Here is a 12,473-nt window from a genome sequence, read left to right as displayed (position 1 = left end):
TAATTTAGGCAATTATTCACAAAATTGCTTCCGCACCAATATGGCCAAACACTAACCCCTCCGCTTATTCTATTCTAAAGTCTCACTTCTTGCGTATGCTTTCGGGCTTTTACTTTGTACTTACGCTGAAAATAGGCGATCAAAAAACTCCCTACCACTGTGGGCAAAAGCCATGCAATATAAGCGGGATCTGTTTGGATATTTGTCACCAAAAAGGCGGTAAATGTAGCAATATACGCTCCGGATATGCGCCCGATGTGGTACAGCAACCATTTATTGGCAGTCATTTGCACTCTTCCTGAGTAGATTTGAATATCTCTTATAATAAACACAAAGAGCGTAACAGCAAAAACAATCACTACCGGCACAAACCCCTCTAATGTATCTCCGGTTAATGAGAAGGTTTTGATGAGCATATAAGCCGCCATAATGATAGAAAAAACAATCAAGGACCAATCCAACATGGGAGATTGCTTTTTCTGTTTTCTTGCCAGTCCACGACAGCCGGTTACTGTCATATAGAGCGTGAAAACACCCACCATGAAGAGGAAAGGGTTATAGCGAATCAGTGCGAGAATAAAAGATGAGAAAGCCACGATCAGCATCGCTATTACATATATTTTTCCAGAAAAGCGATGTACTTTACCTCCTTTGCTGGAAGCGAAGGCAAAAACACCTACTACTAATGCTGTAAAGCCCGCGGCGATGTGTAGCATCAGGCAAATAGAGCGAAATATTTCCATAGGTTTATTTTTAAAATGTTACCCGTTACTTCTTATCAGCCCGATTCCCAGGCTTAGTAGTGATACAAAGAGGACGAGGGCACCTATATAAAGCAGCCAGATCAATTGGGTAGGCTCTGTAACTTGTTTGCCTGCTGCTGCGCCAAAAAAACCTCCTGATATCAGGATGGCAGAAAGGGGAAAACCTATGCGTACTAACCATTCCAAGCCTTTGGGAAGTGCAGCATAATCAGCCAGAATTTGTGCTATCAAAGACAAGATTACGATTACCCCGGCGTGGGCATGTCCGGCACGAAACATGGATTTTTGAAATGCATTCAGGCCCATCTCCGTATGTTTCCCAGCCAAAATCTGTAAAAGGAAATATCCTCCGTACTGAATAATCGGAACCGTTAACAAAATGATCCCGCACATTAATTTGGTGATATATGTCATAATGCTATCTTTTAGGGTCTTTTTTATTTGCTTTAATAATTACAATGTATTTGTTACGATGCAGCCCAACTATTTTTTATGAATGAGTGGGAAAAGAAAGCGGACAAACGGGAAGATTAACAGATGAATAGTATTACATTTTTTTGACTAAAACTTTTATGAGATGCAGACTCCAGACTGGCTCAATCGCTTAGAGTATCCTTTTTCTCCTCACTGGATGGATCTTCCGGCAGGGCGCATGCATTATGTAGATGAAGGCAGGGGTGAAACGATAGTGATGCTACATGGTAATCCTGACTGGTCATTTGCTTACCGCAAAGTGATCAAAGCCTTACGCAATGATTATCATTGCATAGCACCTGACCTTATAGGTTTTGGACTTTCTGACAAACCTCAGGATTGGTCTTATCTGCCCGCAGACCATGCCTATCAGTTTGAATTGTTTGTTCGCAAACTTCATCTCCGCAATATTACGCTGGTATTGAATGACTGGGGTGGGCCTATTGGACTGCATTATGCCCTACGCTATCCCGAAAATGTAAAGCGCCTGGTGATTATGAACACCTGGATGTGGCCGGTGAATGATGATTGGTATTATCGCATTTTCAGTGGGTTTATGGGAAGTAAGTTAGGTAAATGGCTGATTCAGCGCTTTGACTTTTTCAATCGTATCATTGTACCTGCTGTAGTAGGTAATAAAGAGGCTTTTACCAAAGAAGTATGGAAACATTATCGTGCTCCTCTCCAAAAGCCGGAATACCGAAAAGGCAACTGGACTTTTCCGGGGCAAATTGTTGGTTCATCTGCCTGGCTAGGCAAGCTTTGGGAGCAGCGAGAAAAAATTATCAATAAGCCTACTTTACTTTTTTGGGGCCTGAAAGATATTGGATTTCGTGAAAAAGAGCTTCAGCGTTGGGAAAAACTGCTGACTGATAAGCAAGTCATCAGAATTGCCAATAGTGGTCACTATCCTCAGGAAGAAGCCAGCGAGCAATTGGTCAAAGCCCTGAGAGCTTTTATAGGTACTCCTGAGCGTACCGAAGAGGAAGAAAAAGATACCTACTCCTGAATTGCAGAGGGATGTTTTCTTTTTTCTTTTTTATTTCTGTTGAAGAATCTTAAACATATCTGTAGTTCCAACCTTATTTAACCAAGCCTTAGGTTTTTTACTTTTTAAACTTATATCTCTATGAAAGAATGGATTTTTTCTTCTTTTGATGTGCTGCTACCCACCGTAGTTTCTGCGGTCTTAGTTTACGCACTGGTAATCATTTATACCCGCATATTTGGCTTACGCAGCTTTTCCAAAATGTCAGCGTTTGACTTTGCCATGACGGTAGCAGTAGGTACTTTATTATCTTCCACCATTATCAATAAAAGCCCCAGTGTGGTCCAGAGCGGAGTAGCTTTACTAAGTCTGTATTTTTTACAACTATTGGTAGCAGTACTACGGCAAAAGCTAAGTTGGTTTAGCAGGGCCGTGGACAACCAGCCGCTCTTGCTCATGGATGGCCCCAAAATTTTACATGAAAATCTACGAAAGGCACAGCTCAGCGAAGATGACCTGCGCTCCAAACTTAGGGAAGCGAATGTACTTAACTACAATCAGGTAAAAGCCGTTGTCTTTGAATCAACCGGTGATGTCTCTGTACTCCACACCGGAGAAGATGCCCAACTCGATACCGATATCCTGAAAGGTGTGCAGGGAGTGTCGCGCTTATAAACTACCGATGCGTATCTTCATTTTCCAGCATGCTGAGGTAGCTGTAGTAGCGGCTGCCGGCAATTTTACCTTCTTCCACAGCATCCATCACCGCGCAGCCCGGCTCATGAGTATGGGTGCAGTCATGGAATTTGCATTCTCCCAACAATTCACGCATTTCCGGAAAATAATGGCTGAGTTCACCTTCGTTGATATCCATGAGGCCTAACTCTTTGATACCGGGCGTATCTATGACAAAAGTGTCTTTTTCTATGGCAAACATTTCCGCATAGGTAGTGGTATGTACGCCCTTATTGGCAAAAGTAGAAACCTCGGCTGTTTTCTGTTCCAGAGAGGGGTCAATGCGGTTGAGCAAAGTGGATTTGCCCACTCCGGAGTGTCCTGACAAAAGGCTGGTCTTGTGCAGTAGAACATTTTTTACTTCAGCTACATCATCTTTATCAAAAGCTGAGATTTCCATGCAGCGGTATCCGATGGATTCGTACATTTCCATTAATTCCTGCTGTTGCTGCTGCTGTTCCTTTTCCAGCAGGTCTTTTTTGTTGAAAATAATTAAGGCTGGAATACGAAAAGAATCTGCTGACACCAAAAAACGATCAATAAAGCCCAGCGAAGTACGGGGTAGTACCAGGGTAGCCACCAGCACCGCCTGGTCAATATTAGTCGCCAAAATATGGCCATGATGCTTCTTATGAGTAGATTTTCGGATGATATAATTCTCCCTGGGCTTAATATCCGTGATCACCGCGGTGCCATCTTCACCTTCTTCTAGCTCAAGCGCTACTTTATCACCTACCGCCACCGGATTGGTTACTTTCAGGCCTTTGATTTTGAACTTGCCTCTCAGCCGGGAGGGATAGACCTGTCCATCTTCAGCCAGTACATTATACCACGATCCGGTAGATTTGATTACTGTACCTTCCACTCACTCACTTTCTTTTGGTTGCAATATACTCCATGATCAATTTGGTTGCCCCGGTATTTTCCTGTATATAAGCACGACAGTCAGCAGACACCGCCTGTCTTTTCTCTTCATGATTAAAGAAGTGCTTAAACTTCATTCTTAGTTCCTTAAAGTCACCTACTGTAAATGCAATGCCTCGCTTGAGCAATGCATTGGCTTCATTCACATGGCGGTAACTTTTGTCTCCAAAGAAAATAGGCATACCAAAAGTAGCGGGCTCAAGAATATTGTGCAGACTTTTGCCAAAAGCTCCTCCCACATATGCGTACTCTCCATAGCGGTACAAAGAAGTAAGCATACCCACATTATCAATGATAAGCACTCGGTAGTTGCTGATCGTTTCTTTTTTGACTTTTGAGTAACGCACCGTTTTATAAGGCAGTTCTTTTTCTATTCTTTGCAGCACTTCTTCCTCAATGTTATGCGGGGCAATGATAAATTTGATGTCGTCTACAAACTCTTTCATGAAGGGAAGAAGCACGTCAAGATCAGCGGCCCAGCTACTGCCAATGACCATAGCAGGACTTTCTTTTTTAAAAGCGGCGGCAAGTTCATTTTTTGGTACGTGACTGCAAATATCCGCTACCCGGTCAAAACGGGTATCGCCCGCCAGGCTTACTTTTTTTATGCCGATCTTTTTCAGTAAGTCTACTGTATTCTGATCCTGGGGAAAGAAATAACTCACTTTGCGCAACATATTCCTGTAGAAACTTCCGTACCAGCGGAAAGGAACCGCATTATCCCGCAATAAAGTAGAAACTGATATAGAAGGAATATTTCGCTGCTTTAAAACAGATAAGTAGCCGTACCAAAATTCATATTTAATAAAAAACGCTGTTTTTGGCTTTACATAATCCAGAAAGCGTTCGGCATTACGCTTCCCATCCAGTGGCAGGTAGCACACCAGGTCCGCTACTTCGTAGTTTTTCCTTACTTCGTAGCCGGAGGGTGAGAAAAAGGTAAGTACAATCTGTAGCTTAGGGTTTTCTTCTTTCATAGCCTCCATCAGCGGTCGGCCCTGCTCAAACTCCCCCAATGACGCGCAGTGAAACCAGTACACCGGCTGACGCGGGTTACGGGTTTGGCTAAATTCTTTTAGCTTTTTGAAAACGCCTTTTCTGCCTTTTAAAAACTTCCTGTTATTCGCTGAAAAAGGATAGCTTATCCAAAGAGCCAGCCTGATCAGACTTACTACAATTCTGTATATAAACAATATTTCTGTCTTTTAATCTGATGGTGTATCTTAAAAATATTCAGGTCAAGATACGCTTAACCCAAGTACTAAAATTGAAATTAACGGATTTCGTTTTTTTTCTGTTATGCTTTTCTACAAAAAAAAGCCCTTCCTGAACAGAAGGGCCTTTCTTTATTCAAGTAGTTTCTTGATTTATTTTTTTGAAAGATATTCAGAAACACCCTCTTTGGTAGCTTTCATGGCTTCTTTGCCTTCTTCCCAGTTGGCAGGGCAAACTTCACCATGCTTTTCTACATATTGCAGCGCATCTACCAGGCGAAGTGTTTCGTCAATATTTCTTCCCAGAGGAAGGTCGTTGATCGTCTCGTGTCTTACCGTTCCTTCTTTGTCAATCAGGAAGGTACCACGGTAAGCTACCGGCAGACCTTCAAAGATTAGCTCTCCTTCATCGTCATAATCATATTCACCAGCCAGTACACCAAATTTTCTGGCTACTACTTTGGCAGCGTCAGCTACTACAGGGTAAGTGACCCCTTCAATACCGCCCTGCTCCTGAGGCGTCATCATCCAGGCCAGGTGTGTTTCTTCAGTATCGCAAGAGCAGCCTACTACCGCTACATCACGCTTCTCAAATTCTGCCAGTTTCTCCTGGAAAGCCAGGATTTCGGTAGGGCACACGAAAGTGAAATCTTTAGGGTAGAAGAAAAACGCAACGTATTTGTTGCCGATATACTGATCAAGCGAAAAGTTCTCAACGATTTCCTCACCATTGATAACCGCCGGTGCATTGATCAAAGGAGCTTTTTTTCCTACTAATGACATAGATAAAATTTAATTAAAAATGAATATTTGGTTTTACTTAATTTATAATCAATTACTGATTTCAATCTCCTGTGCAGGGTCTTCCTTAAGGCCATTGATCTGCACATGAATATTTTTGATCTTCAGGTTTCTGATATTTTTCTTTTCAAAATACCGCTGAATCAGCTGGTCCAGTTCGTCATCGTGATAGTCAATGATCTCCTGAGTATTGCTACAGTAAATGTGGCTATGCTGCTCCATATTTATATCGTAGCGCATAAAACCTGCATCCGAAGCCACCTTACCCGCTAATCCATTGCTCACAAAAGTATCCAGCGTTTTGTAGACTGTGCCCAAAGAGATACTGGGATTTTGGGGTCGCACCACTTCAAAAATTCTTTCCGCGGTAGGATGCTGATTCATGGTTTTGAGCAATGCCTGGTATACCACCATGCGTTGCTGCGTAGCTTTCAACCCTGCTCCACTTAGTATTTCCCGTATGTCTGCCAGCTGCTCTTTCATAAAGCTGCAAAGGTATAAATTTATTTAATGGAGAAAATTTCTCAGATAGAAATTTTTCTGCCTTCGTATTGCGTATTTACTCGTTACACAATCATTTCTTTAGACCAAATGTTCCTCTTTAGGCATTTTTTTTGTAATATTTACATTACGAATGCATTCGTATAAATTTTGTGTAATTCTTACCTTTCACCCCTCGCCCCTTCCCTCCTTTTCCTGAGCCGGAAAATCATAAATTTTTCCTATTACGAAATAATTCGTAAATAGCTTGACACCTTCCTCTGAATTTCTTACCATTACATTACGAACAAATTCGTAATAAGCTATGGGGAAGAAAAAAAACATCAAACCTTCGGAAAACGAGCTGGCCATCTTACAGATACTTTGGGAGAAAGGGCCAAGCACAGTGCGGGAGGTCAACGAACTGCTTAGTGAAGAAAAACCTACCGGCTATACCACCACACTGAAGTTTATGCAGATTATGCACGATAAGGGTTTGCTGAGCCGCACTACCGAAGGTGCTAAAGGTCGCTCTCATATTTACAAGGCAGAAGTACAGGAGTCGCAGGTCAATAATCATCTGCTGGATCAGTTTGTCAAGCGTGTGTTCAAGGGTTCTACCAGCCAGTTGGTGATGCGGGCACTAGGCAGAAAAAATCCCTCCGCCGAGGAAATAGAAGAGATCAAAAAGTTTTTGGATAATCTTGATAACAGCGATGAGTCATGAATTTTTTAAGCTCCTCCCCACAAATTCAGCGTGCTTTTGAAGCCCTCGGTATCACACTGCTGCATTCGCTCTGGCAAGGCTTTTTGCTTATGCTTTTGCTCTGGATATTGCTGCGCTTTATCCGTTACAAAAAAGCCAACTTACGTTTTATTCTCGCTTTTGGCAGTCTCATGCTGATAATGCTGTGTTTTGCCCTTACTTTTTATTACGAATGGGACAATCTCAAACCTTTACCTTCTGTAAACCAAAGCTTTAGCACCCAAGCCATTGGTCAACCTATAGCACTGACTGACTTACAAGTCACCTCCGATACAAGCTTCTGGGCCCAAATCAAAAGTGAGACTTATGCTATATTTTACCAACTGGCCGAAAATGCCCATTTGCTGGCTATTGCATGGCTTACAGGTAGTTTATTGTTCAGCTTTCGGCTAAGCCTGGGATTGTGGCAGATTCATCAGCTTAAACGAGAAAAACAAACTTTACCCGAATTCTGGAAAACTAAGTCTCTGGAATTTCAACAGAGATTAGGCATTCGTCAAAGTGTGGAAGTCTGTATCAACAATTCGCTGGACAGCCCGCTTACTTTGGGCTGGCTCAAACCAATGATTTTGTTTCCGGCCAGTATGCTGATGGCCATGCCTGCTGAGCAGATAGAAAGCATATTGGTACACGAACTGGCGCACATCCGTCGCCATGATTATTTGTGGAATCTCCTGCAATCCGTAGCGGAAGTCATTCTTTTTTACCATCCGGCTTACTGGTATATCGCTTCTGTGCTGGAGCAGGAAAGAGAGCATGCCTGTGATGTGATTACCCTCATGTTTACCGGAAGGCCACAGGTGTATGCCCAGGCATTGTTGCAGGTGGCTTCGCTACGCACTACTTTATCTACCGTAGGGCTCTCTGCCCGGGGGCGGGGCAAAGGCCGCTCCGGCTTTGCGGAGAGAATTCGCAGAATCGTGGCGCCTCAGCAAAAAAAGAAAGGCGTACAACCCCTACCCTTCCTGCTCAGCTTCTGCCTGATCGGTTTTCTGCTCTTCGCCTTTACCCTTAAAAGCCCTTTTGAGGATCAAGACACTTTGACAACTCAAGAAATAAGCGACCCACTTTATGATTCTCTACGGGCTCCAGACTATGTAGATTATCGTTACCGGCTATTTGATGAAAAGAGCCTGCCGGAAATGCTGGATTATTCTTCCATGAATGACGAAAACTATATCATCGGCAAAGCAGCCAGCGAAGCTGAGCCGGTTGATGTACGAGAATACTTCAATACATCCGCGATCTTCTTGCTGGATGGAGTGATTGTGCAAGATCCTGAGCAAATTCATATTTCAGATATACGCCGATACGAAGTATACCATGAACCTTTGCCGAGAGCTTTGCAGAATCTGAGTGAGCGTCCCTACAGTTCTGTAGTAAGAGCTTTCAGTCAGATGCCCGAAGAGATTCGTAAAAGTAGTCATATCAGAGTCGGTGGACAGGTATTTAGCTCGAAGAATGATATGCGTATTCCGCTGGCAGACGTTATGGTGGAAGTACAAAGTAGCGGACAAAAAACTACTACCAATGCACAGGGAAGGTTTAGTTTTCCTTCGGTTAGAAAAAATGATACGATACTTTTCCATACACCTTCCTACAGTAAGCCCACTCAAGTACCTGTGGATGGAAGGGAATATCTTGGCTTATATGCTTACATACCCAATTCTAGCAAAACAGCTGAAAAGCTTTTGGAAAGGTTGAAAGATAGGGTAAAGCCTGTGGAGATTAGGAAGAGTATGGGATTACTTCGAGAAAGTTCATCCCCTTTTGACTCTTCTATTTATGATGTGATGAAAGACATTATTTTGATTGATCCAAAGACCAATACTGCAAAGATAAAATCTGATGTGCCTGCTTCTCAAGATGATCCTCATACTTACTATACTATCGGCGACCCTGAGGTCCTTTTTACTCTGGACGGTATAATTACTGATCCCCGTACGGTAGATAGAACCCTAGTTGAGAATGCAAGTTTTGAAACGCAAAGTGTACCCGACGGATACTTAATGGAAATCAAGGCCATCTCCAAAGAGGCAGCGGAAGCTGTGAGAAAGGAACAACAAAAAACTGTTATCCAAGGAACTGTTACCGATCAAAAGACCGGTAAGCCTCTACCCGGAACCCATATCGTAGTAGAAGGAACTACTCAGGGAACAATTGCTGACCTTCACGGAAGATATCAGATAGAGATACCTCAGGGAAGTGGTGAGCTCCTTTTTACCTATACCGGATACGAAACACGGACAGAAGCTGTCCATCATAGGAAAATACTTGACATCTCTCTGATATCCTCATCTCAAGAAGAATTAGAAAAGAGGCCTGAGGAAATTAAAAAACAAGACTCATCGGATGATGAAAGTATAAGAATTGAAGGTAGGCTTGTAAATACTGAAAATGGCAAAGCCCTGGTTGAGAAAGTAGATTTTTTTGTAGGCAAAAAGAATGTAGGAAGCATCTTTGAATATGACGGAAGCCAGTTTGATCTACAAGTCAATCAGAATGATGATACTTTATTTTACTCGTTTAACGATTTCAAACCAAAAACCTTTAGCTTGGAGCAGGGAAAAAATTTACAGGTTGATTTTAAAAAGCAAAACACACAAGCTCATACTTTTGCTGACCCGAAAGGCTACAAAAAGCTGTATATCGTAGATCAAACTATTAAGGACAAAAAGGGACCCGTTTTTCATTTGTACAATACTGATGAGGCCGTTCAAAAATATGGCAGGGGTGTATCCCAATACAATGCTGTAGTAGCTATCAACCCTTACTTCCAGTCTCCCACCCTTCAACCTTTACCAAAAGTAATAAGTGGACAAGTGACTGATGCAGCAACAGATAAGCCTCTTGCCGGAGTAAAAATATACATCAAAGGAACAACGCATACTTTACTAACTGATCAGAAAGGAAGATATCGAATTGCTGTACTGGAAGAGTATCCGGTAGATATAGTATTTAAACTTGAAGGTTATAAAGCTATGCGTGCTTCTACCTTACATCCAGCTACTTTAGCTTTTAACAACTCTCCTCTAAATATCTCTCTCTTTCCAGAGCAAAGCAAAGAAGAAGTTATACACACTTATACAGATGTGCAAGATATTGGTGATAGTGTATTGTACATGATCAATGGATTAGGTTATCCTTCTCTACCTAAACAGCTTAAAGTGGATAATATTGAAGAAGTAATTGTATATACTAAAGACCCGCCTGATAAGTACTTGATAAGTGGAGAAAAAGCAATTATTAATTATCCTGACAATCTAACCCGCAGCTTTGGCATTGAAGAGGATGTTGCAAACCAATACAAGGCTATTGTAGGAATTAAGACAAAGTATCCTTTTAATGAGAGAGCTGATAATAAGAGAAATATCAGTGGACAAGTGACTGATGCTGAAACCGGGCAAGCTGTCCCGGGAGTTCATATTCTACTTAGTGGTACTAGCATCGGAACTGTTACTGATATGAATGGACGGTATCAGATTCGTATGAATGAAAATGCAGAAAGCCTGCTACTTTCAGCGCCTGGTTATACGCACACCCAGATTCTTATCGGTGATGCAGAAATTTTGAATGTGAAACTTCCTTCAGCAGACATGAAAGTTTCTAAACCTTCCGCTGATTTAGACAGTGTGCTCGTGATCATTGATGACATTCCTCATGAAGGTTTAAATCGTATAGATGACATTAAGCTCAAGCCTGAGGATATTGAGATTGTTGAGGTGAAAAAGGGAGAGTCAGCTTACGAATTGATGACCGAAACTCAAAAAAAACGATATAAAAGAGTGATCAACATCAAAACAAGAAAAATACCTTTATCCAATAAATCTTTCTTATTTGAAGACCAGCTCAAAGTTTTTCCCAATCCCGGGAATGAAAACATCAAAGTGAACTTTACTTTGGCAGAAGCTAATGCAGTTGAATTTGAGCTGTTGGATAAGGAAGGCACCTTTCTGACTTCATTTGAATATCATTTTTTCTCTGCCGGAGAACAGGAAATCACTATTCCTGTTTCAAAATTTCCGCCGGATACTTATTTACTCAGAATTAAGTTAAACGGTGAATCAATTATGAGAAGGGTAATTCTGAAGTAAATAGTATCACTTAAAACCTGTTTTTTCATTTAACCACTCAGTCATTCCGAAGGAATCTTTGCCACAATAAATCAGATGCTTTAATTGCTTTACATCAAAGATTCTCGTTCCACGGCGGCTACAGGATGACTCTGAAAAGTATGTCATCTCCAGAAACAGAATAGTAATAAAATCCCATTTAGGATTTCCCTTCCTTATAATGCTCCTGTGGCAAATTCCTCAGCCTTTCGGCGCTGGACTCGGCGGTGATGTCGCGCTGCGGATCGCCCAGCATTTCGTAGCCTACCATAAATTTTTTGACGGTAGCGGAGCGTAGCAATGGTGGATAAAAGTGATGGTGAAAATGCCATTCAGTATGTTCCAGCCCATCCGTAGGTGCTTGGTGAATACCTGCAGAGTAAGGGAAAGAAGTCTCAAACAAGTTGTCATACAAGATGGTGAGCTGCTTGAGCATCTTAGCATAGGCCTGTTTTTCTTCCTCGGTGAATTGCAGGATATTTTGCAAATGGCGCTTGCTGATGATCATGGTCTCAAAGGGCCAGACCGCCCAGAAAGGTACTACTGTGATGAAATGCTCATTCTCCAGCACAATACGTTCCTTCTCCTCCAGTTCCAGCTTCACATAATCTTGCAGCAGGCTACTGCCGTATTTTTGCAGATAATCTCCCTGGTGCTTGCCTTCCAGTACCGGCTCCATAGGTACAGTACTTTGTGCCCAGATCTGCCCGTGCGGATGCGGATTGCTACAGCCCATCATCTGACCTTTGTTCTCAAAGATCTGCACATAGTTGATTTCCGGATGGCTTCCCAAATCCTCAAATTCCTTCTGCCACAGTTCTACAACTTTCACAATAGCTGGAATTTCCATCTGAGGTAGCGTAAGGTCGTGGCGTGGAGAGAAGCAGATGACTCTGCATATGCCTTTTTCGCTTTGCGCTCTGAGCAGATTGCCTTTCTCTTCACTACCGGTAGGCACATCTTCTTTGAGCGCGGCAAAATCGTTGGTGAATACAAAAGTACTTTCGTACTGCGGGTTCTGCTCCCCTCCTGCTCTGCTATTGCCCGGACAGAGATAACATTGGGGATCGTATTGTGGTCGCTCTACCTCATCCAGTTTCTCAACCTGTCCCTGCCAGGGACGCTTCATACGGTGGGGTGAGACCAGTACGTATTCGCCGCTAAGCGGATTATATCTTCTATGTGGATGTTCGTTCAGCTCAAAACTCATTTTTT

Annotated in this window: 11 protein-coding genes; 4 read left to right on the top strand and 7 right to left on the bottom strand. The window is 42.4% G+C overall.

All coding sequences use genetic code 11. The annotated features are described in order from the left end of the window. Nucleotides 1-74: 74 nt before the first annotated feature. Together WJR50_RS00620 and WJR50_RS00615 are read right to left on the bottom strand one after the other, a co-directional pair. On the bottom strand, nt 75-743 hold the full coding sequence (locus WJR50_RS00620) for a DUF2306 domain-containing protein (RefSeq protein ID WP_341291266.1): 669 nt from the start codon (nt 741-743) through the stop codon (nt 75-77). 18 nt (nt 744-761) lie between these two features. Next, nucleotides 762-1,178 carry a hypothetical protein gene (locus tag WJR50_RS00615; RefSeq protein ID WP_341291265.1) on the bottom strand — a complete coding sequence of 139 codons (417 nt, stop codon included), beginning with the start codon at nt 1,176-1,178 and terminating at the stop codon, nt 762-764. 163 nt (nt 1,179-1,341) lie between these two features. Here WJR50_RS00615 and WJR50_RS00610 point away from each other — a divergent pair, with 163 nt between their 5' ends. Both WJR50_RS00610 and WJR50_RS00605 read left to right on the top strand, forming a co-directional pair. After that, nucleotides 1,342-2,247: an alpha/beta fold hydrolase gene (locus tag WJR50_RS00610; protein ID WP_341291264.1), complete on the top strand. Its 906-nt coding sequence runs from the start codon at nt 1,342-1,344 to the stop codon at nt 2,245-2,247. A 120-nt stretch (nt 2,248-2,367) separates the two neighbouring features. Further along, nucleotides 2,368-2,901 (top strand): DUF421 domain-containing protein, encoded by a 534-nt coding sequence (locus tag WJR50_RS00605; protein WP_341291263.1) that lies wholly within the window; start codon nt 2,368-2,370, stop codon nt 2,899-2,901. A 1-nt stretch (nt 2,902) separates the two neighbouring features. Here the strand turns inward: WJR50_RS00605 and rsgA are convergent, their stop codons facing one another. From rsgA to WJR50_RS00585, 4 genes are all read right to left on the bottom strand, one after another. Next, nucleotides 2,903-3,826 (bottom strand): ribosome small subunit-dependent GTPase A, encoded by a 924-nt coding sequence (gene rsgA, locus WJR50_RS00600; protein WP_341291262.1) that lies wholly within the window; start codon nt 3,824-3,826, stop codon nt 2,903-2,905. A 4-nt stretch (nt 3,827-3,830) separates the two neighbouring features. Then, nucleotides 3,831-5,078: a 3-deoxy-D-manno-octulosonic acid transferase gene (locus WJR50_RS00595; protein WP_341291261.1), complete on the bottom strand. Its 1,248-nt coding sequence runs from the start codon at nt 5,076-5,078 to the stop codon at nt 3,831-3,833. Between the two features lie 174 nt (nt 5,079-5,252). After that, entirely contained in the window at nt 5,253-5,882 is a 630-nt protein-coding gene (locus WJR50_RS00590; protein ID WP_341291260.1) for a peroxiredoxin, read from the bottom strand. A 48-nt stretch (nt 5,883-5,930) separates the two neighbouring features. Beyond that, nucleotides 5,931-6,383 (bottom strand): Fur family transcriptional regulator, encoded by a 453-nt coding sequence (locus WJR50_RS00585; RefSeq protein ID WP_341291259.1) that lies wholly within the window; start codon nt 6,381-6,383, stop codon nt 5,931-5,933. Between the two features lie 322 nt (nt 6,384-6,705). Between WJR50_RS00585 and WJR50_RS00580 the strand changes: the two genes are divergently transcribed. Then, nucleotides 6,706-7,107 carry a BlaI/MecI/CopY family transcriptional regulator gene (locus tag WJR50_RS00580; protein ID WP_341291258.1) on the top strand — a complete coding sequence of 134 codons (402 nt, stop codon included), beginning with the start codon at nt 6,706-6,708 and terminating at the stop codon, nt 7,105-7,107. Next, the gene (locus WJR50_RS00575; protein WP_341291257.1) at nt 7,104-11,240 is read left to right on the top strand and encodes a carboxypeptidase-like regulatory domain-containing protein; all 4,137 of its coding nucleotides are present in this window, start codon (nt 7,104-7,106) and stop codon (nt 11,238-11,240) included. Before WJR50_RS00580 ends, WJR50_RS00575 begins: the two co-directional genes overlap by 4 nt. 178 nt (nt 11,241-11,418) lie before the next feature. On the opposite strand, the gene WJR50_RS00570 is transcribed toward WJR50_RS00575, so the two are convergent. Continuing rightward, nucleotides 11,419-12,468 carry a UDP-glucose--hexose-1-phosphate uridylyltransferase gene (locus WJR50_RS00570; RefSeq protein ID WP_341291256.1) on the bottom strand — a complete coding sequence of 350 codons (1,050 nt, stop codon included), beginning with the start codon at nt 12,466-12,468 and terminating at the stop codon, nt 11,419-11,421. Nucleotides 12,469-12,473 lie beyond the last annotated feature (5 nt).

Origin of the sequence: Catalinimonas locisalis, from assembly GCF_038039535.1 — a bacterium.
Taxonomy (GTDB): Bacteria; Bacteroidota; Bacteroidia; order Cytophagales; family Cyclobacteriaceae; genus Catalinimonas.
This window is presented reverse-complemented; position numbering and strand designations above follow the sequence as displayed.

What these genes read in the sequence shown, in the direction of transcription:
- WJR50_RS00620 (WP_341291266.1), bottom strand. Translation starts at nt 743, where the DNA reads ATGGAAATATTTCGCTCTATTTGCCTGATGCTACACATCGCCGCGGGC.
- WJR50_RS00615 (WP_341291265.1), bottom strand. Translation starts at nt 1,178, where the DNA reads ATGACATATATCACCAAATTAATGTGCGGGATCATTTTGTTAACGGTT.
- WJR50_RS00610 (WP_341291264.1), top strand. Translation starts at nt 1,342, where the DNA reads ATGCAGACTCCAGACTGGCTCAATCGCTTAGAGTATCCTTTTTCTCCT.
- WJR50_RS00605 (WP_341291263.1), top strand. Translation starts at nt 2,368, where the DNA reads ATGAAAGAATGGATTTTTTCTTCTTTTGATGTGCTGCTACCCACCGTA.
- WJR50_RS00590 (WP_341291260.1), bottom strand. Translation starts at nt 5,882, where the DNA reads ATGTCATTAGTAGGAAAAAAAGCTCCTTTGATCAATGCACCGGCGGTT.
- WJR50_RS00585 (WP_341291259.1), bottom strand. Translation starts at nt 6,383, where the DNA reads ATGAAAGAGCAGCTGGCAGACATACGGGAAATACTAAGTGGAGCAGGG.
- WJR50_RS00580 (WP_341291258.1), top strand. Translation starts at nt 6,706, where the DNA reads ATGGGGAAGAAAAAAAACATCAAACCTTCGGAAAACGAGCTGGCCATC.
- WJR50_RS00575 (WP_341291257.1), top strand. Translation starts at nt 7,104, where the DNA reads ATGAATTTTTTAAGCTCCTCCCCACAAATTCAGCGTGCTTTTGAAGCC.
- WJR50_RS00570 (WP_341291256.1), bottom strand. Translation starts at nt 12,468, where the DNA reads ATGAGTTTTGAGCTGAACGAACATCCACATAGAAGATATAATCCGCTT.